The sequence below is a fragment of the Marinovum sp. J2-8 genome (genome assembly GCF_055808435.1).
This window is the reverse complement of the sequence record NZ_JBVVRZ010000004.1, coordinates 201,502-221,594: the sequence shown is the minus strand read 5'-3', so window position 1 is coordinate 221,594 and position 20,093 is coordinate 201,502. Positions and strand designations below refer to the sequence as shown.

Below are 20,093 nucleotides of genomic sequence, written 5' to 3'. Positions count from 1 at the left end.
GGCTGTTATTCGGACCACGACGCGTTGCGGAACAAGGTCCAGTTGTTCGGGATCAGCTCGACGTTCTGCAACTTGGGGGCGGCGGCATACACGAGGGGCGACTCGAAGCTCCACAACCACGGGCTTGTGTCCCACCAGGTTTGCATCGCCTGGGTCATCATCTGCTCGCGCTCGGGCGTGTCGCCCTGTTGTTGCGCCTGAGCGAGAAGTTGATCGCAGGTCGGGCAATCGACGGAAAAGTTCCGTTTCGCGGTGTTGTAGTAGTAGCTGGCCTCTGCCGTTGAGGCCGCCGTTCCGTCCGTGCGCAAATCCCACGTGGCGGTGGGTTCGCGCTCGCTCATCTGGCCTTGATCCAGCTCTTCATATTTGAGCGTGACGCCGATCTCTGCCATTTGCGATTGCAGATATTCGACAACCGACGTGAGGTTGGTGAAGCTGCCGGGTTGCGCGATCAACGTGAGATCAAAGCCGTCGCCATAACCGGCCTCTTCGAGGAGTGCGCGCGCGCCGTCAAAGTCACGCCCCGGATAGCCGTCACCATTGTAAGCGCCGTAGGCGCCGGATGGTACGGGGCCGCGGCCCTCGCTTGCGAAGCCTTCGAACAATCCGTCGATAATCTCTTGCCCCTCGAATGTCATCTGGAGGGCGCGTCGCACACGTGTGTCGGCAATCGGAGAGTCGACGGCCAAATTATTGAATGCTATCAAGTTGTTGCTCTGTGGGTTGTCGACCTGAATGATCTGGAAATCTTGCCGCAAGTCGTCAAGACGGTCCAGCGGAGCCTCCCAGATGAAGTCGACCTCGCCTGCCTGAAGCGCGGCAACACGGGCGGCGGCCGAAGAGATCGCGATGATTTTCAGGCTGTCGATTTTTGGCGCGCCATCCCAATAGTCTTCGTTGGAAACAAGGTCGATTGCGCCGCCTTGTTCCCAGTTCTCAACCTTGAACGCACCTGTGCCAACGGGCCTGTCAGCGTAGCTGGGTTCGAGGGTTGCCTTGGGTGGCAACATGCCGATCCGCATCATCAGGCGCGGCAGGTTGGGCAGGGGCTCTGGTGTGCGCACAACAACGGTATAGTCGTCTTCGACCTCGGCTGTTGGTGGCCAGGCAGGAGCCCAGTTCGGGATGTACAGATAGGGCGGGTCAAGCTCGGCATATTGCTGGATCGAGAATGCGGCAGCCTCGGCGTTGAATGGTTCGCCGTTGTGGAAATGAACGCCCTCGCGCAGGTGAAAGCGCCACGTCAGCGGGTCAACCTGTTCCCAGTTTTCCGCCAGCCGGGGGCGGTAGTTCAGGTCGCTGTCGAAGTCGAGCAGGGCATCATAGATTTGCAGAAACACGCTTTGTTCGACCTGACGGCGGTGGATGCGTGCATCCAGGACGCGGGGCAAAACGTGGCTTGCCCAAACGATGCTGTTGTCCTCAGGGCCTGCGGCGGCCGACATGGGGAGCGTGAGCGGCGAAACGAGCGCCGTTGCGACGAAAAGCGATCCGAGAGTGCCGCTCGGTTTGAGAAATTTTGAGAGAAAGGCCATGATCTCCTCCTAAGTAGCCAAGTGTTGCGGTCCGATCTGGCTGTCAGCCTCCTCGCTGACTGTCAGAATAATATTTGCGACCCAGTCATCTTTTGTATTGATTGATTGATTGACTGGTTGTATGATTGATTAGAATTTACGCTCTGTCAAGGAGGCATGATGACTCTTGTCGAAGACCTGCGCCGCAAGGCCGCCGACCTGCCTCATGGGGCGAAGTTCCCGACCGTCCGTCAGTTGGTGAAAGAACTGGGGGCCACCCAGTATGCGATCCAATCTGCCATCAAGGCGCTGAATGCCGATGGCGTCCTTCAGTCGCGCGTGGGCGATGGCACGCGTGTTATTCATCTGGATCAAGCGGTTGGAGAGGCTGGTCAGGCCGGACCGGGTGTTTTACGGGTGCTCTTGCTTCACCACGTTGCGCCAAACGCGCGCGGCGAGATGATCACCACGCAGCTTCATGACGATCTGACGGCGCGCGGCTTTCGTGTTGTGACGATATCCTACTCAAATGATGATGATATTCGGACGCTTCTTGGGGCGGGAATGTTCGATATATGCGTTCTTCAGCCGCGATTTTCTGTGCTGACGATTCGGCTCTTGGAGGTCGCGTCGAGGTGCAGTCGGCATTTGATCGTCGAGGGCAAGAATATGGATGGCCTCGCCGTGGACCTCGTGGCCAGCGATCACATCAAGAGTATGCGGCTGGCGCTGGAGCATTTGATTGAGTTGGGCCACCAACAGGTGGGGCTGATCAGTGAAGATCGCGATTTGGACGGCGCGCCGATTGATTTCGAGCAGCTTTACGAGTTTTGGGTCCACACCGTGCGGCGCGATCCGATCTGTCATTTTGCCCGCCGCGCGGCGTTTTCATACGATCAAACCTCTCTCGATCAATTGAATGATTGTATGGCGGCGTGGCGGGCGTTGGACCCAGCAGAGCGCCCAACCGCGCTGATTATCTGGGGCCGTTTCACCGCAGAGCAGGTTCATGCCGCGACTGAGGCGCATAAAATCTCGATTCCTGACGATCTTTCAATTGTGCGCGTGTGTTCAACCAGCGTGGAGGCATTGCATGGCGGCGTGCTTACGACCGTTGGCCGGTCTACGCAGTCGATCTCGGATGCGATCAGCGAAATTGTGCGCTGGCGTGCCGATAACCCCTCCGCGCCGCGCCGTACCAGGCACACCATCCCAGAGGTTTTTGTTCGCAAGAGTTCTGGCCCGGTGGCGGTTTGATGCGGCTGCTTTAAAAGCATTTTCTGCACCTGCGCCGCTGGATGATGACCGCCTCGCGCGAAGTTTTGTGTAGAGTCGCGCGAGGCGGTTTCTTAACCCTGAACCCGCCTTCCAATTCAAAAGGCGGGTGTATGTTGTCGCAGGTGGTAGAAACCCGTTTCTCGAACCTTGCTACAGAGGCATATGCAAGGCCCTCGTCCAATCAGTGCGGTGGCTACACCTCAAAACTGGAGGGTCAACGCCGGGAACAGGACTACCAAGATCAGTACCAGCAGCAAAGCCGCGAAAAATGGAATCGCTTCGCGTGTAAACTCGGCAATGCCGGTTTTTGATAAGTTGGTCACAAGTAACATGACGGTCCCGACAGGTGGGGTAAGCGTCCCGATCGACAGGTTCAGAATCATCACAATGCCAAAATGTACCGGATCAATACCAAGCGTCGCCAAGGTCGGCTTGAGTAATGGGACCAGAATGATCAACAGGGCAGTTCCCTCGATCAACATCCCGAGCATCAGCAGGATGACGTTGACCATCAAGAAAAACATGTAAGGGTTCGCAGTCTGCGCGGTGATGAAATCAGCGAGCGCCACCCCGGCCTTTTCGACGGAAAACACCCAGCCGAGCGCCCCGCTCGCCATGATGATCAACATCACCGAAGCAGTGGATTTGCTGGCCTCGAACACGGCTTCGACGATATCGCGCGTGCCCATCTGCCGATAGATGAATACACCGGCCACGATTACAAGTAACACCGCAATGGCGCCGGCTTCGGTCGCCGTAAAAACGCCAAAACGAATGCCGCCAATGATGATCGCGATCAGCAGCAGCGCCGGCCAGGCACCGATAATGGTGCCGATGGTTTCACGCCCGCTGGATGGCTCTGTTCGGGCCGGGCGATACCCACGGCGCACCGAGATGAAATAGCTCACGCCCATCAGAAACAGGGCGCACATCAAGCCGGGAACGATACCCGCCATGAACATGGCCGCCACCGAAACATCCGCAATAAGCGCATAGATAATCAGCGCGATGCCCGGCGGAATAATAGGTGTGACCAGCGCCCCTGTCGCGGTGACCGCCGCCGAGAACGCCCGGCCATAGCCGCGCTTTTCCATTTCGGGCACCATCATCCGGGTCAACATGGCGCTGTCCGCAAGGTTCGATGCGCTCAGCCCGCCGAGCAAAGTGCTTACCAGAATATTGCCTACGGCCAGGCCCCCGCGCATTCGCCCAACCAGGATCAACGCCAGATCAACCACCCGTTCGGCAATGCCCGAGCGGGACAATAGTGTACCCAGCAGCACAAAGAAGGGAATAGCCAGCAATGACGCGTTTTGAGACGGCGCAATGAAACGTTGGATCGCGATTTCGAGCGGCATGCTGGCAAAGAACAGGAAATACAGCAATACCGCAGCGAGGATGCCAAGATAAAGTCGCATATTAAGCGCGAACAACGCCAACATGATTGGTAAGATGATTGCCCAGCTCATTCTTGGGTCTCCCTGTCGGCACGCAGCATCCGCCAGGCGCCCGCGATATAGCACAATATTATCCCGACAAATCCGACCGGTACGGCGATGTCGATCCAGTACCAGGATATCTTGAGAACCCCGGTCAATTTGAAGGCGACCTTTTCCGCAAGCGTCACGCCGTAATAGGCCAATAGCGCCAATAGCCCTACGGACAGTATGCCAATCACGCATTTCACGATGACCTGACCGCGACGGGACATAGCCTCAACAAAAATTGGGATGCTCAACTGTTCGTTGTCACGTTCGGCGGCAATCGCGCCGATCATCACAATCCAGATCAACGCGATGCCGGACGCCTCTTCCATCCAGTGCAATGGGGCCCCGGCCCAGTAGCGCAGCACCACCGCATATCCGGTTGCGATCACCAGAAATGCCACCGGAACAAATAGCGCGATGCGCAACAGCCAACCGATCATTGGCGTTTCCTCCTACAATGCGAACCAAAAACGAGGAGGCCAACCGGCCCCCTCGCCTGATAACCTAGTTGCCGAGTTGCGACTGGATCTCTTCGTACAAGCCCTCACTCCACTCAGGGAATTCGTCATAGACCGCTGCTGCCGCTTCCTTGAAGGGACCAACGTCGGGATAGATCACTTCAACCCCGGCCTCTTCCATCTTTGCAATAACCGCAGCGTCGTTCTGCTCGGCCAATTGCTGGCTGTAGAGGCCGGCCTCGTGGGCGGTTTCATGGATCATCGCAAGATCTTCTTCGCTCAGGCTGGCAAAGAAAGCTTCGCCGCCGATAAAGACCGAAGTATTCAGCAGGTAGCCAATCATGTTGAGATACTTGGCCTCTTCATGGAAACGGCCCCCATAAATCACCGCCAGCGGGTTTTCGACCCCGTCGATGATGCCCTGCGACAGAGCGGTATAGGCTTCGCCCAATGGCATCGGCGTAGCTGTGCCACCCATTGCCTCGATTGCCTTGATCTGCATCACGTTGTTGGGTGTGCGGATCTTCAGTCCCTTCAGATCCTCGGGGGTGCGGACCGGTTTCGTCGCAATGAGATGCCTTGTGCCGTAGAGATAGTTGGTCATCACCACGTGGACGCCTTTTTCGGCCAGCTCCTGCTCTTTTTCCTTGAACCAATCGCTTTCGTAAATCGCGAACAAGGCTTCGGGGCTTTCACTGAGGTAAGGGCCAAATAGAATGCCCAGATCCGGCACAAAATCGGCAAGGAAGCCGACATCGGTAATCGTGACCACGTTGGAACCCAACAATGCCTGTTCGGTCACGTCCTGCTTGGAGCCAAGCTGCGAGCTGGGATAGAGTTCCAGCGTGATTTCGCCATTGCTGCGCTCGGCAAGCGTTTCGGCCCACTTATTCACCACAAGGTCAACGGGTTCGCCGGGATTGTTTTCATAGGCAACCTTGATCGTCACCTCGGCCAATGCGGCGCTGGCAAGTCCAGCGACCAATGTCAGCCCGAGTGCTGCTGTTTTGAATGTTCGACGCATGGTTGTGTCTCCTCCTGTTTATGCGCAAAATTGCGGCGTCACATGACGCCAAAAGTTTCAAAGGCTTCGACTGTGCTCATGCCGTTTCGGATGGCATCAGCCACTTGATTTTCGGTCGCGACCTTTTGCAGAGCGCGTTCGATGGCCTCGGTTTCGGCAGCGCGCGGGATCACCAGCACGCCCTCCTCGTCAGCAAAAATCAGATCACCAGGCGTGATCCGCACGTTCCCGATGGTCAGTGGCACCCGGTAATCAAGCACCTTGCCGCGCACGCCTTGGTCCTGAGCGTAGCTGCCCTGCGAGAACACCGGAAAACCCAGTTTTCGGATCTCGGCAGTATCGCGGACATAACCATTCAGGATCGCGCCCGCCGCCCCAAGATGCAGTGCCCGGGTCGACATCAATCCACCCCACAGCGCAAAGGACAGTGACGCCCCGCTGGCGATGTAGATCTCGTTGCTTTTCAGGCTATCGAGCGCGTCGAACATCACGCCAAACGGTTTGTCCGACAATGGCCCGGGACCGCTGGCGCTTTCGTAATCAGCCTCCAGTACGGTCATCGCGCGTCCGACGATCCGGCTTTGCGGGTTCAGGGGCTTGATCGCCTGTGGCAAGAATTGGTGCCGATAGCCCATCTCGTCCAGAATGTCGCCAACGACGGCGGTGAACAGATCGGCCTTGATCTGCTCGAAGAGTTTAGCGTCTTTCATGTTGTCCTCCTTTAGAAACCGGTTGCCCCGCCACCATCCACAAGGATGGTCTGGCCGGTTACGTAGCGGGCCGCCTTGGACGCCAGGAATGCACAGGCCCAACCAATATCCTCTGGCTGGCCAAGCGCGTTCATCGGAATGCGGGACATGATCTTTTGCTGACGTGGCAGGTCGCCATCCGTCGCCTTGCGATAAAGATCCGTGTCAATCCAGCCGGGTGCAACGCCGTTAACCCGCACGCCTTGTGACGAAAGTTCGGCGGCCAGGCCCCGGATGACGCCGGAGATCGCCGTCTTGGAAACCGTATAGCCCAGCACGTTGGGCTGCCCGATGTAGGCAGTCATCGACGAGGTGAAGATCACCGATCCGCCTCGATCCTCATCTGCGATCTGCTGGCGTACCACTGCGCGAGTCAGTTCCAGCGCCCCGCGCACATGTACGTCAAACACGCCGTCAAAATCGGCCATGTCGCTGTCGACAAATGGTTTTTTGAGCGTGTTGCCCGCGTTGTTGATCAGGATATCTATCGGACCATGCGCCGCGAGAATTTCAGCAGCGGCAACGGGCATGCCTGCGACATCCGCCAGATCGAGAACATGGATACCGGTGCTTGCGCCGATTTCAGGAGCGGCAGTTTCCAGCACATCGCGTCGCCGGCCAACGATTATCACCTGCGCCCCCGAGGCGGCCAGACATTTGGCAATGGCCAAGCCAATTCCGCTGCCGCCACCGGTCACAAGCGCGGTCTGCCCGTCCAGTGAATAGGCCTGTTGCATGTTCATGAATGTCATAATGTCACTACCAGTTTCAGGACATCTTGCGGGTTCGCATCCCAATAAGGCAGAGCGGTTGCGGCTTCGGACAGCGGGATTTGCCGCGTTACCAGCCGATCCGCCACATCGCCCCGGGTTTCAAGCGCTGCCATAACCGCGTCAAAATCCTGTCGCGTTGCATTGCGTGATCCGAGGATGTCTAATTCCTTGAGATTGAACAGCTTGGTTTCATAGGTCACCGGCGCCTTGGAATAACCGACATAGACCACCGTGCCGCAGAACGCCGCGAGGTCGATGGCGGCGGTGAATGTTTGCGGCAGTCCGACCGCCTCGATTACTACATCGGCACCTTCGCCATCTGTGGCCGTGGACACCGCATCAAGCAACGCGTCACCAGTTTCCGAGAGGAACACGTCCGCCCCGCAATCGCGGGCCATCTGTTCCTTTTCCGAAATCGGATCAACCGCGATCACCGTGGCGCCCGCCTGTGCCGCTGCCATCACCGCGCCCAGGCCGATCATGCCACACCCCAGCACCACGACCCGGTCGCCCGCCTTGACGGAACCACGCCCCGCCGCATGGAACCCGACCGACAGTGGCTCGACCAGAACCATTTGATGCAGCGGCAGGCTGTCATTCGCGATGACCGCATCCGCAGGCAGCACGATATCCTCGCGCAACGCTCCGTCTCGCTGGACGCCCAGCGTCTGATTGTTGCGGCAGGCATAGCCGCGTTGCTTGCGACAGGAGGAGCACGCCCCACAGGCAGAATATGGCCAAAGCACAACCGGGGTGCCGGGTTTCATCGACACGCCCGCGCCAGTTTCGACAATCGTACCCACCGCTTCGTGTCCGGGAATCCGCGGAAACTCGACCAACGGATTGCGGCCCCTGAACGTGTTCAGGTCACTGCCACACAGTCCAACATGAGTCAGCTGCACGCGCACCTGGCCCTCGCCAACCGGCTGGGCCTCTACCTGGCATAGGCTGGTTTTGCCAATCTCGTCTATCCTTAGCGCCTTCATGGCGTCTTCGCCTCCACTTAAAGCTCTTAATCGCCCCAAACATCCCATCTATTGTGGGATTGGGCGCGTATTATGCGTCATTTGTCGCGATAGTTTGCCTGTCATCCGATGTTTGGTGCCAGATTCATCCAACCTTTGTCAACACGATACTTGAAATTTGCATCGGTCTTGGTCTACACACGACGAAACATCCAATCTTTGTGGGGGGCTGATATGAGTAGCCAGAAAGTCGATCGTGCGATAAGCCTCGTGAAAGATCTAATCCTCGCGGGTGAATTTCGCCCCGGTGACAAGCTGCCCAACGAGGCCGGGCTGGCTGCGCGACTTGATGTCTCGCGCAACTCGCTGCGTGAAGCAGTCCGTGCGATGCAGACCATGCGAATCCTTGAAGCGCGCCAAGGGGACGGCACCTATGTCTCCGATCTCGACCCCGTCGCCATGTTGCAGGTGCTTAGCTTTGCCGTCGACGTATCGGATGCAAGGTCGGTGCTGTGGTACCTGGAGTTGCGGCAGGTTTTGGAGCTGGCCGCAGTTCAGGAAGCCGCCGCGCGTCGCAATGATGCCGATCTGGCCGATCTGCGGGAGATTCACAAATGCACCCTGATCGAAGAAGATCCCCAGCGTCTGATGGCGCTGGATGCCGCTTTCCATGATCGGATCGCCGCCATTGGCGCCAACCCGTTTCACGCAGCCCTGTTGCGCATCGTTTCAGCCCCAACCGTGCGGGCGCGAATTTGGCGTCAGCGCATGGAAGATCAGGATTACCAAGATCTGCGCAACGAACATGGCGCCATATTAGATGCGATCGAGCGCCGCGCAGTGCAGGCGGCACAAAGTGAAATGTGGCGTCACCTGAACGGTGTCGTTAGCTGGGTCCGTGACAATGCCGAGGCCCTTGCCAAACCAGAGGAGCCGAAATGAGTAGAGATGATCCGCGCCTGATCCGCCTGGCCAACGAAGACAACATCGTTGTTCTCGGCGCAACAATACACACCGGTGAAACTGTGCTGGTGGATGGCGAGCTGATCACAGTGCCACAGACGCTGGGCATGGGTCACAAGATCGCCAGCCGTGCCATCCACACGGATGAAGACATCTTGAAATACGGGATGCCCATCGGTTTTGCGGCTTGCGATATCGCGCGGGGCGAGCACGTGCACCTGCATAACCTCACCAGCCGCTACACCCCTATCGAGATCATGGAGACACAAGCATGACCGCACAGATGCAAGGCTGGCTACGCGACGATGGCCGTAAGGGAATCCGCAACGTCGTATTGGTGGCCTATCTCGTCGAATGCGCCCACCATGTCTGTACCCGCATCGCACGCCCTTTTGATGAATCCGAAGTGCAGGTGATCGGCTTCTCTGGTTGTTTCCCGTCGGATTATGGCCAGCAGATGATGGAGGCGCTGTGCACTCACCCGAATGTCGGGGCGGTGCAACTGGTGTCTCTCGGCTGTGAGAACTTCAAGAAACGGCGTCTGGCCGAAGTGATCGAGGCCTCAGGCCGACCTGTCAACCTCGTGACAATCCAGTCGGAAGGTGGGTCGCAAACCTCGATCGAGGCAGGACAAGGTTGGGTCCGCGCGCAACTCGCCAATCTTGCCGCGCAGCCCAAGGTGCCGATGGCGGTTTCGGAACTGGTGGTCGGCACGATCTGCGGCGGCTCTGATGCGACGTCGGGTATTGCTGGCAATCCGGCTGCGGGTGTGGCCTTTGATCGACTGGTTGCCGAGGGTGCAACCTGTATCTTTGAAGAAACCGGTGAATTGATCGGCTGCGAGCACATCATGGCCGACCGCGTGGCCAATCCCGACTTGCGTCCGCAGATCATCGCCACGGTAGAGAAGGCGGCGCATTATTACGCTGCCATGGGATATGGTTCGTTTTCAAACGGCAACGCCGAGGGCGGGCTTTCCAGCATCGAGGAAAAGTCTTTGGGTGCTTATGCAAAGTCCGGCTCCAGCGCCATTCAGGGTATCGTTCGCCCCGCGCAGCGCCCGGCCAATGGTGGGCTCTGGCTGCTGGACGTGGTGCCCGATGGCGAACCCCGGTTCGGCTTCCCCAATATCAATGACAGTGCAGAGATCATTGAACTGATCGCCTGTGGCGCCCATGCCGTAATCTTTGTCACCGGACGCGGTTCGGTGGTCGGATCGGCCATCTCGCCGGTTCTCAAGGTCTGCGCCAACCCGGATACTTATTCCAGAATGCGTGAAGACATGGATGTCAATGCTGGACGAATCCTGCATGGACATGCCTCCATAGCTGAAGTTGGTGAAGAAATCCGTGATCAACTTGTGGCATTGGGGCTGGGAAGCCGTAGTCGTTCCGAGCAGCTGGGTCATGCTGAATTTGTGCTAACCTATAAGACACCGGTATCGCAACAACCGGGCTGTCATCCGGGGGGGTAAGCTGTCCAGCAATTGGATCAATGATTTCGATTCAGAAGTTGATGGGGTACATATCTGCCCATAGCCAATGGGCAGATGACGCAGATCGCACCGCGCAAGAATCCGTTCATCGACATCGGTTTCCGCGGGAATTCATCCTGATGGCAGTTCGCCGGTTTTGCCGCTGCTCCCTGTCGTGCAGGATGTACGCGACATGCTGGCAGAGCGCGGCATGATGGTCGACGTTTCGACCATCCATCGCTGGGTCCGCAAATTCGGTCCCGAGATCCGCAGGCGGGCTTGTGGCGATCACCGGTCCTGGCACGGGCTGCAATGGCATCCAGACGCGCGGATGGCGCGTCTGGGGCCCTGTTTTCCGAAATCCCACGGCAGGCCGCGCGTCGATGACCGGCGTGCGCCAAGCCGCAGCGCCATTGGCGCGATCTGCCGGGCCTTAGGTCGGGCCGTTGTTGTCCATGTCGAGGAACATCTTCCACGCGCCCGTTTCATCGCGTTTGTAGCCAAGTACCAACCGGCCTTCGGGGCTTTTGACTTCGCCGGAATCGCGCATTTTCATCGTGCCGTAGAAGCGACCGGACACGATGACAGTATCGCCATAGTCTTGCAGCTCTTCGATATCATAGCCCGAGGTGATTTCAGCGGCTGCGATGCGCGGGCTGTACTTGTCGCGAATGGCTTGCGTGCCAACTGTGACAGGCTGGCGTTCGTTGATGGTCATAACGTCCGGGTGGCAGGACGCCACCATGCGCTCGATGTCCCCGCTGTCGAGGCCATTGTTCCACTCATTAATTGCGGCTTGGATTTCGTCACGTACAGTCATTGTCTTACTCCGATGGTTTGGGTTGATAGGCAGTGAAGAATTGCCCAACGACGATTTCTTCGATTTGACCAAGGAAAGCCTGGGTCGCAGGACGTTTGGCGAACTCCGGCGTCACCCGCTTGGCCGTCTCGTGATCTGGAAATGTGAAGATGTCCGCATAGAGGGTTTGGCGAGATTCATCTGTCGTCACCAAGGTTTCCCATGATGTCACGCCATCAAGGGCGACAAAGTCTTTGCGGGCAGCTTCGCGGATCGCATCGACTTGTGGGTCATCTTTCATCTTGAGAATGAAAATCTCGGTGATTTGCGCCATTGGTTTGTCCTCGTTTTGTGTCTTGCTGAGAACTTATGACGCTGATACCGTAAGGATAACCCACCTAATACCTAACGCAGTGATCGGAAAATCGAACAATGGCCCGTGGTGGTTTTGGAGATATCCGCGTCTTTGTTGAAGTGGCGCGGCGCGGCGGTTTCCGCGCGGCAGCAGAACACCTTCAACTGGCCCCGGCATCGGTTAGCGAAGCTGTGCAACGATTTGAGGATCGTCTTGGCGTCCGGCTGTTGGAGCGATCATCTCGGTCGGTTGCACTCACACCCATTGGCGAACAGTTCTACGCGAAAAGCCTTCCGGCAATCATCGAGCTTGAAGGGGCGATGAATGACTTGGATGAACAGAAGGATGAAGTCACGGGCACTCTTCGCCTGACAGCCCCGTATAGCGCAGGTCCGTTCTTTTTGGATGATCTGGTCGCGCGGTTTGCGCTTGAGTATCCGGGCGTCAATGTTGAGCTCATTTATGACGACAAGAAAGTTGACCTTCTTGCGTCCGGCGTTGATGCGGCCATTCGGTCGAATACGCTGCTTGGGCCAGACACCCACGCCGTACCGGTCGGGCCAGAGTTGGCAATGACCATTGTCGCATCGCCGCAATATCTGGACGAGAACGGCAGGCCGGAAAACCCGAAGGACATCTTGAATCATGACGCGATTTGCTACGCCTTCGGTATGGGAGGACAAAACGCGCCCTGGGGCTTTGATGGGCCGGATGGGGCCTATAAGATGCAACCGAAACCACGGATGGTGGCGAATGATATGCGGTCCTTGGTCTACTATGCAAAGCAAGGGCTTGGGTTGGCCTACCTTTATCGAGAAATTGCCGTGCCACATCTGGGCGAAGATGGCTTGACCGAAGTGTTAAGCGATCACCTCGCTCAATTGCCGCGATACTCTCTGAACTATCGCAGCAAGCGCAATATGACGCGCCGGCTCAGAGCTTTTGTGGATATGGCAAAGGCATCGCCAGCAGGAAAATAGAGGACATTACCGACCTCGGTCCGTTTTGAATAATGGGCTGGTTTTGATTGGCTTTATGTTGAGGTCGAATTTTACTCTGCATTTGACACTAGAACCGAAATCGTTAGCATCAAGCGCACAACAGGGGCATCCGGCATCGGTCGGGTTGAGACGTACCCTTTGAACCTGAACCGGCTCATACCGGCGTAGGAAGTTGTGTTTGCCCCTGTGATTTATTGGGTCAAACCGATTCCCTTCGTCTTAGAAAGGGATGCATATGAACCAACCTTCACACGATCTGAACGCCATGCGTGCGGCGGCACCGCTGGTGCAAAACATAACCAACTATGTGGCCATGAATGTGATGGCCAACATCATGCTGGCGGCGGGGGCCTCGCCTGCCATGGCCCATGCGCGGGGCGAGGCCGCTGAATTCGCGGGTCTGGCGTCTTCGTTGAGCATTAACATTGGCACACTTGATGATGAATGGGCCGCTTGCATGCAGATCGCGGCCAAGGCGGCTGGTGAAAACGGAAAACCGTGGGTTCTGGACCCTGTTGCCGTGGGCGCGACAGAATTGAGACGCGAGCTTGGCACACGCTTACTGGCATTGGGCCCAACGGTGATCCGCGGGAATGCGTCTGAAATTCTCGCCTTGTCAGGCGCTTCGGCGCAGGGACGAGGTGCCGATGCCGCTGATCCCGTCTCTGCCGCCGAGATTGCCGCGCGTGATCTGGCAATACGCACAAACGCCGTTGTGGCGGTGACAGGAGAGGTCGATTTCGTCACGGATGGTACACAGTCAGCACGTATCGCGAACGGCGATCCGATGATGCCCCGCGTCACTGCTTTGGGATGTTCGTTGACGGGCGTTGTGGCCGCGTTTTGCGCAGTTGCCCCGCCGTTTGAGGCAACAGTTTCCGCGCTGGCCTATTACGGTGCCGCAGGCGAAGTGGCGGCGCAAACTGCCCGTGGTCCCGGCAGTTTTCAGGTGGCGTTTCTGGATGCCTTGTTTGCAATGACCGGCGACGAGCTGGACGCAATGGCGCGGATCGAGGCCGCATGATCCCGCCCCTTTGCTTCATCACCGATGCCGATGCACCGTTGCCCATTGTCGATCAAGCCGAACAGGCCGCGCGCGGTGGGGCGGCCTGGGTTCAGTTGCGCCACAAGACACTTGACGACGCAGGTTTTGCCGATCTTGCAAAGGCCCTGCGCGCGCGGCTTGATCCTTTGGGTGCGAAGTTGATCTTGAATGATCGTGTGGAGATCGCCTGCACCTTGGGGTGTTTTGGCGTGCATGTCGGTCAATCTGATGGCGACCCTGCCGAAATTCGCGCGCGGATCGGGCCGGATGCTGTACTTGGCCTGTCGATTGAAACGCCGGCGCAGATGGCGGAAGTCCCTCTTGGCTGTGTCACGTATCTGGGCGTCGGTCCGGTGCGCGCAACAGCCTCCAAGCCCGACCACGCCCACCCGTTGGGCTTTGATGGTCTGGCGGATATCACCCGTGCGGCGGCGTTGCCCTGCATGGCCATCGGCGGGCTGACCGCAGCGGACGTGGCCAGCGTGCGTCGCGCGGGATGCACAGGCATCGCAGTGGTATCGGCTATTTCCCGCGCGCGAGAGCCGGAACGTGCAGCCCGTGGCTTTCTTGATCAATGGAGCGACATATGATCCCCAATATCCTGACCATTGCGGGATCGGACCCTTCAGGCGGGGCCGGTATTCAGGCTGACATCAAAGCGATTTCCGCCAACGGCGGCTACGCAATGGCGGTCATCACTGCGTTGACGGCCCAGAACACACAGGGCGTAACAGCGGTCGAAATGGTGTCCGGCCCAATGATCGCAGCCCAGATTGCCGCGCTCCGCGCGGATATCGACATTCACGCGGTCAAGATCGGGATGCTGGGGGATGTCGCGACAATCGAAACCGTGGCGAACGCGCTTGAAGGATTGGATGTACCCATTGTACTGGACCCCGTCATGGTGGCCAAAGGCGGTGACAGGTTGCTGGCGGCAGATGCCGTTATGGCCCTACGCGAACGCCTTTTGCCGCGCGCCAGCGTGTTGACGCCAAACCTGCCCGAAGCTGCGGACCTTTTGCAAACGACTGAGGCCACAACCCTGGAAGAGATGAGAGACCAGGCTTTCCAGCTCAGGGCGATGGGCTGTGATGCCGTTTTGATCAAAGGCGGGCATCTGGCGGGGGCGATGGCGACGGACCTGCTGATCACGTCACTTGGCGAAACCGCGCTGCCTGCCAAGCGGTTCGAGACGTCAAACACACATGGCACCGGCTGCACATTATCTTCTGCGTTAGCGACACAAATCGCGTTGGCCCACGCGCTGCCCAACGCGGCCCGTCGTGCCAAGGCCTATATCACGGGTGCGATTATGGCCGCCGACGACCTCTCGGTCGGCGGTGGTCACGGCCCGGTTCATCATTTTCACCCCCAAGCCGAGAACCAGACATGAGCTTTACCCAAGACCTGTGGTCCATGACTGCCGACCTCCAAGACGCAATCCGCACGATGCCATTCAATACTGAATTAGCGCAAGGCACCCTGCCACCAGAGACGTTTCGTGAATACATCATTCAGGATGCACATTACCTGGAAGGTTTCGCACGTGCGCTCGCACTGGCGGCCTCGCGTGCGCCGGATGCAGAAAATATAGCAAGACTGGCAGGGTCCGCCAACGGGGCGATTGCGGTGGAACGGCAGTTGCACGGTGAATACATGAAGCTATACGGCGTCTCCCCCGCAGATTTCGCGACAACTCCACCCTCGCGGGCCTGCGATCACTACGTCAGCTTTCTCATCCGCACGGCGGCAGTTGATCCGTTTCCGATCGCGGTCGTGTCGCTTTTGCCATGCTTTTGGATATATCAACGCGTTGGCGCCGCGATCCACGCACAAGCGGCGGCAGATCATCCCTATCGCGCCTGGATTGATACCTATGCCAGCGAAGCATTCGAGGCCTCGGTTCAAGGCATGCTTGATCTAACGGACGTTCTGGGAAAGACCGCCGACACGTCAACACGAAACGCCATGCAGAAAGCCTTTGCAAAAGCGTCTTGGCATGAGTGGAAGTTCTGGGACAGCGCATATCATCGGAGTGGATGGTGATCGCCGAACAGCACGCATAGAACCAAACCACATGCGTCAGCTTGCAAGTGTGACCGATTGCATCTGACCTAGGTCTAAACTGGGACTACAAATATCGCCCTTCACGCACTGCGCGATGTCGGTCGCTTTTGGCTCAAAGCCAACCTGCGGCGGCGAGGCTTGCATCGCAAGCCCCGCCCCTCAGACCGTCAGCAACGGCCCAGGCCGCATATTGAGCCTGGTGTGCGAATGCTGCAGAAGCAGCCCCGTGTTACGCTTCTGTCTGGTTTTCAAAAATTCGACCGATGGCATTCAGCAGAATTTGTGCGGCCAGAATACTGGTCGTTCCGGTGTGGTCATAATCCGGCGCAACTTCGACAAGATCAATTCCAACGATTTTCCCACGTTTGGAAAGACCGTCCACAAATTCCAAGACCTCATAATACAAGAAGCCACCATGACTCGGTGTGCCCGTTCCTGGCGCAATCGAAGGATCAAATCCGTCAATATCAATCGTCAGATAGTACCGTTTCCCCTCTGGAATGCGCTCCAGCATCGCCTCCACGCCCATGGTTCGGAACTGGCGCACGGACACGATATCTGAACCCATTTTGCGTGCGTCATCATACCCTTCCTTAGCGGTGGAAGAGACATTGCGTATGCCGACTTGGGACAGGCCCGTGACCCAGGGGCGCTCGGCGGCGCGGCGCATCGGGTTGCCGTGACCATTGCGCACACCGTGGCGCTCATCGACGAAATCCAGGTGGGCGTCGATCTGTACGATGTGGATTGGATCCTGGTCCGAAAATGCAGCGACGCAAGGAATATTGATCGAGTGATCGCCGCCTAGCACAACCGGTAACGCGCCGGCATCCAGAATAGCGCGTACGCCTTTTTCGATATTGGCATGGCTGCTCTTGGTATCGGTGTGCACGATGTCGGCATCACCTATGTCCACAATCCGTGTGTCAGCGAGATAGGTCACGTCATCTTCGTGATCATAAGCCCCAGCATGGCCAAACGAGAACAATGTGGAGGCGTCACGAATGCCGCGTGGGCCAAATCGTGCGCCTGCACGCCACTGCGTGCCAAAGTCAAAAGGCGCACCCAAAATGGCGACATCGGCGTCAATTTTGGACCAATCCGGCTCATAAGGGGATTTTGCAAACGTCGCGATTCCGACAAAGGGCAGGTCCAAGCGACCGGTTTCGTATCCGTGGCTCATTTCTATTCTTCTCTTGTTGTTGAAGACGTCCCAATGGTGGGACACACTGTTCAGATCGCGCGCTCACGCGAGGTTTCCAAAAATTGGCGCAGTCGTTCGCTTTTGGGATTGCCAAAAATTTCGGCTGGTGGGCCGTCTTCAACGATGGTGCCATGATCCATGAACACCACACGGTTTGCCGCCTGAGCAGCGAAGCCCATTTCGTGGGTGACAATCACCATTGTCATACCGTCATCGGCCAGAGCACGCATGACGTTCAGAACTTCCCCCACCAGTTCAGGGTCCAGAGCAGAGGTGGGCTCATCAAACAGGATGGCCTTGGGAGAGACCGCAAGTGCACGTGCGATGGCAACACGTTGTTTTTGACCGCCGGACAATTGATGGGGATGTTTGTAGGCATGTTCGCCAAGACCAACCTTTTTCAACGCATCAAAGGCAATGGTCTCTGCTTCCAAAGCAGATTTTCCGTGCACCAGTTTCAACGCCAAAGCCACGTTGTCGATGGCCTTCATATGTGGCCATAGATGAAAGTGCTGAAAGACCATACCCAGAGGCGCACGTGCCTCGGCCAGCTCTTTTTCACTTTGCTTGACCTTTTGCTCTGCACCACCGTTCCAGCCGATCTCACGTCCGAAAATGTGGATATCTCCACCGTCATGGGGTGCCAGAAACGCAAGCGTTCGCAGCAGTGTGGATTTCCCTGAACCGGACGGGCCGATAATACAGACCACTTCGCCTTCTTCGACCGTCAGATCGACATCGCGAAGAACGGTCTTGGTTCCATAGGCCTTGGTGACTTTGCGGGCACTGATGGCATGTTCGGTATTGGGCATCTCAGTGGCCTCCTATTTGGTAGTGCCGCTCAGCGGCAAGTCCAACCTGTGCAATTGCTTCGACGAGCGCCCAATACAGAAGCGCCGCGACGATAAACGGTTGCACAGAAAAGGTGAGGGTCGCCAATTCGCTGGCCGCTTTGGTGAGTTCGGCGATGGTTATGACGGATAAGACGGCAGAATTCTTTAACCAGGATAATAGTTTGGCCAAAGATCGGTGGAATGACGGTTCGGACAGCCTGTGGGATCTCAATATGCACAATACATTTGAAGCGATTGATGCCCAACATGGATGCCGCCTCGACATCTCCGGTCGGAACTGCATTCAGGCCAGCCCGCAGGATTTCCGCGAATGCCCCAGCTCCGAAAAAGCCCAGGCCGACAATGCCGGCCACCGGTGCAGATAGGCGCAATCCAATCTGTGGCCCCCCGTAATACAGCAAAAACAATAGAAGAACGAGCGGAGCCCCGCGCATCACTTCGACGTAGACGCGTGCGGGTGCACTGATCCAGAAACGGTTGGAACGCAGGCACAACGCAAGGGGAACTGCGAGCGCAAGAGCAAGAAGCGTGCCCCACAGCGTCATCCATGCAGTGAGACCAAGCCCCTGAATTAGAAGCCCTAAATCTGTAGAAGTAAGGCTCATTAATGCGCCTCCTGTTGTTTCAGGCGGCGCTCTAGCAACATGCCAATGGCCGATAGAACCAAGGCGATCGCGACATAGAGGATCAATGCGATCATATAGCTGTCCAGCGGCTGAAAGGTAGACGAAGCGATTTGCTGCGCACGTCGTGTCAGGTCGGTGACGGCGATGACGGAAATCAGTGAGGAATTTCGCACCAATGCCAGCGTTTCACCAACCAATGCAGGCAGCATGATGCGGATGGCCTGAGGCGCTTCAATTTTCGCAAGGATTTGGCGGCGGGACAATCCCAGCATCTGGGCGGCTTCTACTTCGCCCTCCGGCACAGCGGCAAGTCCAGCGCGATAGATTTCAGACTGGAAGGCAGCGGTATTGCAGGCGAGCGCCACCACCGCAGCCAGTGTTGGCGGCAGGTTGATGCCAATTGCTGGCAGAAGATAGAAAATCAGCAGGAGTTGCACCAATATTGGCGTGCCCCGCCAAAACGAAACGTAAACTCGTGCTGATCGACGCACCAGCCTGTTATTCTGGCGACTAGCAGTCGCCAGAATAAGACCAAGGGGGGCGCCAAGCGCGATAGCAAGAAAGCTGACCCCAAGGGTTGTCAGCACGCCTTCGATCAGGACAGCCTGGTTGTCGATCAGCAGATCAAGCATGTCGATTTACTGCGCAGGGAGTGCGCTTGGCAGGTTCATCGCACCGCCAAACCACTTTTCTTGCAGTTGGGCCAGAGTGCCATCTTCAATCAGGCGTTTCAGTTCCGCGTCAAACAGAGCGTTCAAGCTGGCACTGTCTTCGTCGGTGCGTCCGGCCCAGGAGAAATATGTCGGCTCACCAAAGGTCGGTGCAACAACTTCAAAGATGTCAGGACGCTGGCGCGCGGCTTCCAGCAGGTTTGGCAGCGAGTTCACCACAGCATCAATGCGGCCTGCGGCAAGATCGGCGTAGGCTTCGGAGAAGTCGGTGTAGGTCGAAATCTTTGGCGTATCATCCAGAGTGTCAGCATACCCTTCCAAAGCAGCCAGCTGTGCAGAACCCGCCTGGGACCCCACTGGTTTGCCTGCCATATCAGCAGGGGCACCAATGCTGTCATCACCTGCGCGTTTAAGGACAGCCATGGTTGCATCCGCAATTGGCACAGACAGGTAATAGGCGTCGCGACGCGCTGGCGTCACAGTCACCGAGGTGACAACATAGTCAAAACGCTCTGCCGCAAGACCCGGCAGAATACCCTGCCATGGCAGATCCAGACGCTTCAGCTCCACCTCGGGCAATGCAGAATCCATAAGGATTTCCATGATGTCCCCCGAATAGCCAACGATCTCGCCATTCTCGACAAATTCGAACGGTGGAAAACGCGCTTCGGTGCCAACGGTCAGGACACCGTCCGCTGTGATGCGGGATAGCAAATCTTCGGCAACGGCTGAAACTGGATTCAGCATCAGGGTGGCAGCGGCGGTCAGGAGAAGGTGTTTCATGGA

General features: G+C 57.4%; 23 protein-coding genes and 1 riboswitch. Of the genes, 9 read left to right on the top strand and 14 right to left on the bottom strand.

Annotated features, from left to right (window positions below; all coding sequences use genetic code 11):
- Window positions 1-5: 5 nt before the first annotated feature.
- On the bottom strand, window positions 6-1,535 hold the full coding sequence (locus AC0L4F_RS14020) for an ABC transporter substrate-binding protein (RefSeq protein ID WP_244689269.1): 1,530 nt from the start codon (window positions 1,533-1,535) through the stop codon (window positions 6-8).
- 159 nt (window positions 1,536-1,694) lie between these two features.
- On the opposite strand from AC0L4F_RS14020, the gene AC0L4F_RS14015 reads away from it, so the two are divergent.
- Complete coding sequence (locus tag AC0L4F_RS14015) at window positions 1,695-2,771, top strand: substrate-binding domain-containing protein (RefSeq protein WP_244689267.1); 1,077 nt, start codon at window positions 1,695-1,697, stop codon at window positions 2,769-2,771.
- 221 nt (window positions 2,772-2,992) lie between these two features.
- On the opposite strand, the gene AC0L4F_RS14010 is transcribed toward AC0L4F_RS14015, so the two are convergent.
- The 6 genes from AC0L4F_RS14010 to AC0L4F_RS13985 form a co-directional block, all read right to left on the bottom strand.
- Window positions 2,993-4,261 carry a TRAP transporter large permease gene (locus AC0L4F_RS14010; protein WP_244689265.1) on the bottom strand — a complete coding sequence of 423 codons (1,269 nt, stop codon included), beginning with the start codon at window positions 4,259-4,261 and terminating at the stop codon, window positions 2,993-2,995.
- Window positions 4,258-4,719: a TRAP transporter small permease gene (locus tag AC0L4F_RS14005; RefSeq protein WP_244689263.1), complete on the bottom strand. Its 462-nt coding sequence runs from the start codon at window positions 4,717-4,719 to the stop codon at window positions 4,258-4,260. Before AC0L4F_RS14005 ends, AC0L4F_RS14010 begins: the two co-directional genes overlap by 4 nt.
- A 64-nt stretch (window positions 4,720-4,783) precedes the next feature.
- The gene (locus tag AC0L4F_RS14000; protein WP_244689261.1) at window positions 4,784-5,761 is read right to left on the bottom strand and encodes a C4-dicarboxylate TRAP transporter substrate-binding protein; all 978 of its coding nucleotides are present in this window, start codon (window positions 5,759-5,761) and stop codon (window positions 4,784-4,786) included.
- Window positions 5,762-5,799: 38 nt separating this feature from the next.
- Window positions 5,800-6,471, bottom strand: a complete 672-nt coding sequence (locus tag AC0L4F_RS13995; protein ID WP_244689259.1) for an RraA family protein — start codon at window positions 6,469-6,471, stop codon at window positions 5,800-5,802.
- An 11-nt stretch (window positions 6,472-6,482) separates the two neighbouring features.
- Window positions 6,483-7,262 (bottom strand): SDR family NAD(P)-dependent oxidoreductase, encoded by a 780-nt coding sequence (locus tag AC0L4F_RS13990; protein ID WP_244689257.1) that lies wholly within the window; start codon window positions 7,260-7,262, stop codon window positions 6,483-6,485.
- On the bottom strand, window positions 7,259-8,269 hold the full coding sequence (locus AC0L4F_RS13985; RefSeq protein WP_244689254.1) for a zinc-binding alcohol dehydrogenase family protein: 1,011 nt from the start codon (window positions 8,267-8,269) through the stop codon (window positions 7,259-7,261). The genes AC0L4F_RS13990 and AC0L4F_RS13985 overlap by 4 nt, the downstream gene beginning before the upstream one ends.
- A gap of 150 nt (window positions 8,270-8,419) precedes the next feature.
- On the opposite strand from AC0L4F_RS13985, the gene AC0L4F_RS13980 reads away from it, so the two are divergent.
- From AC0L4F_RS13980 to AC0L4F_RS13970, 3 genes are read left to right on the top strand one after another with little or no spacing between them, the layout of a single operon-like run.
- Window positions 8,420-9,190, top strand: coding sequence for a FadR/GntR family transcriptional regulator (locus AC0L4F_RS13980; RefSeq protein ID WP_244689252.1), 771 nt, complete (start codon window positions 8,420-8,422; stop codon window positions 9,188-9,190).
- Window positions 9,187-9,486, top strand: coding sequence for a UxaA family hydrolase (locus tag AC0L4F_RS13975; RefSeq protein WP_244689250.1), 300 nt, complete (start codon window positions 9,187-9,189; stop codon window positions 9,484-9,486). The genes AC0L4F_RS13980 and AC0L4F_RS13975 overlap by 4 nt, the downstream gene beginning before the upstream one ends.
- Entirely contained in the window at window positions 9,483-10,685 is a 1,203-nt protein-coding gene (locus AC0L4F_RS13970; protein WP_244689247.1) for a UxaA family hydrolase, read from the top strand. The genes AC0L4F_RS13975 and AC0L4F_RS13970 overlap by 4 nt, the downstream gene beginning before the upstream one ends.
- 433 nt (window positions 10,686-11,118) lie before the next feature.
- On the opposite strand, the gene AC0L4F_RS13965 is transcribed toward AC0L4F_RS13970, so the two are convergent.
- A complete protein-coding gene (locus AC0L4F_RS13965; RefSeq protein WP_244689245.1) occupies window positions 11,119-11,505 on the bottom strand; it encodes a YybH family protein in 387 nt (128 codons plus the stop codon).
- A 4-nt stretch (window positions 11,506-11,509) separates the two neighbouring features.
- Window positions 11,510-11,818, bottom strand: a complete 309-nt coding sequence (locus tag AC0L4F_RS13960) for a hypothetical protein (protein WP_244689243.1) — start codon at window positions 11,816-11,818, stop codon at window positions 11,510-11,512.
- A gap of 98 nt (window positions 11,819-11,916) precedes the next feature.
- Here AC0L4F_RS13960 and AC0L4F_RS13955 point away from each other — a divergent pair, with 98 nt between their 5' ends.
- The 5 genes from AC0L4F_RS13955 to AC0L4F_RS13935 all read left to right on the top strand — a co-directional run bounded on the left by AC0L4F_RS13955 (window position 11,917) and on the right by AC0L4F_RS13935 (window position 15,931).
- Complete coding sequence (locus AC0L4F_RS13955) at window positions 11,917-12,819, top strand: LysR family transcriptional regulator (protein WP_244689241.1); 903 nt, start codon at window positions 11,917-11,919, stop codon at window positions 12,817-12,819.
- Between the two features lie 112 nt (window positions 12,820-12,931).
- Window positions 12,932-13,028, top strand: a riboswitch (TPP riboswitch).
- A 47-nt stretch (window positions 13,029-13,075) separates the two neighbouring features.
- On the top strand, window positions 13,076-13,864 hold the full coding sequence (gene thiM / locus AC0L4F_RS13950; RefSeq protein WP_244689239.1) for a hydroxyethylthiazole kinase: 789 nt from the start codon (window positions 13,076-13,078) through the stop codon (window positions 13,862-13,864).
- Window positions 13,861-14,475 (top strand): thiamine phosphate synthase, encoded by a 615-nt coding sequence (gene thiE, locus AC0L4F_RS13945; protein WP_244689237.1) that lies wholly within the window; start codon window positions 13,861-13,863, stop codon window positions 14,473-14,475. Before thiM ends, thiE begins: the two co-directional genes overlap by 4 nt.
- Window positions 14,472-15,278 carry a bifunctional hydroxymethylpyrimidine kinase/phosphomethylpyrimidine kinase gene (thiD, locus tag AC0L4F_RS13940; RefSeq protein ID WP_280520588.1) on the top strand — a complete coding sequence of 269 codons (807 nt, stop codon included), beginning with the start codon at window positions 14,472-14,474 and terminating at the stop codon, window positions 15,276-15,278. The genes thiE and thiD overlap by 4 nt, the downstream gene beginning before the upstream one ends.
- Entirely contained in the window at window positions 15,275-15,931 is a 657-nt protein-coding gene (locus tag AC0L4F_RS13935) for a TenA family protein (RefSeq protein WP_244689233.1), read from the top strand. The genes thiD and AC0L4F_RS13935 overlap by 4 nt, the downstream gene beginning before the upstream one ends.
- A 250-nt stretch (window positions 15,932-16,181) precedes the next feature.
- Here AC0L4F_RS13935 and speB read toward each other — a convergent pair whose 3' ends face one another.
- Genes speB through AC0L4F_RS13910 form a run of 5 tightly spaced genes read right to left on the bottom strand, consistent with a single transcriptional unit; the run spans window position 16,182 to window position 20,090 of the window.
- The gene (gene speB / locus AC0L4F_RS13930) at window positions 16,182-17,135 is read right to left on the bottom strand and encodes an agmatinase (RefSeq protein ID WP_244689729.1); all 954 of its coding nucleotides are present in this window, start codon (window positions 17,133-17,135) and stop codon (window positions 16,182-16,184) included.
- Between the two features lie 50 nt (window positions 17,136-17,185).
- Entirely contained in the window at window positions 17,186-17,968 is a 783-nt protein-coding gene (locus AC0L4F_RS13925; RefSeq protein WP_244689231.1) for an amino acid ABC transporter ATP-binding protein, read from the bottom strand.
- Window positions 17,969-17,997: 29 nt separating this feature from the next.
- Window positions 17,998-18,615 carry an ABC transporter permease subunit gene (locus AC0L4F_RS13920; protein ID WP_244689229.1) on the bottom strand — a complete coding sequence of 206 codons (618 nt, stop codon included), beginning with the start codon at window positions 18,613-18,615 and terminating at the stop codon, window positions 17,998-18,000.
- Complete coding sequence (locus AC0L4F_RS13915) at window positions 18,615-19,268, bottom strand: amino acid ABC transporter permease (RefSeq protein ID WP_244689227.1); 654 nt, start codon at window positions 19,266-19,268, stop codon at window positions 18,615-18,617. Before AC0L4F_RS13915 ends, AC0L4F_RS13920 begins: the two co-directional genes overlap by 1 nt.
- 6 nt (window positions 19,269-19,274) lie before the next feature.
- Entirely contained in the window at window positions 19,275-20,090 is an 816-nt protein-coding gene (locus tag AC0L4F_RS13910) for a transporter substrate-binding domain-containing protein (protein ID WP_244689224.1), read from the bottom strand.
- Window positions 20,091-20,093 lie beyond the last annotated feature (3 nt).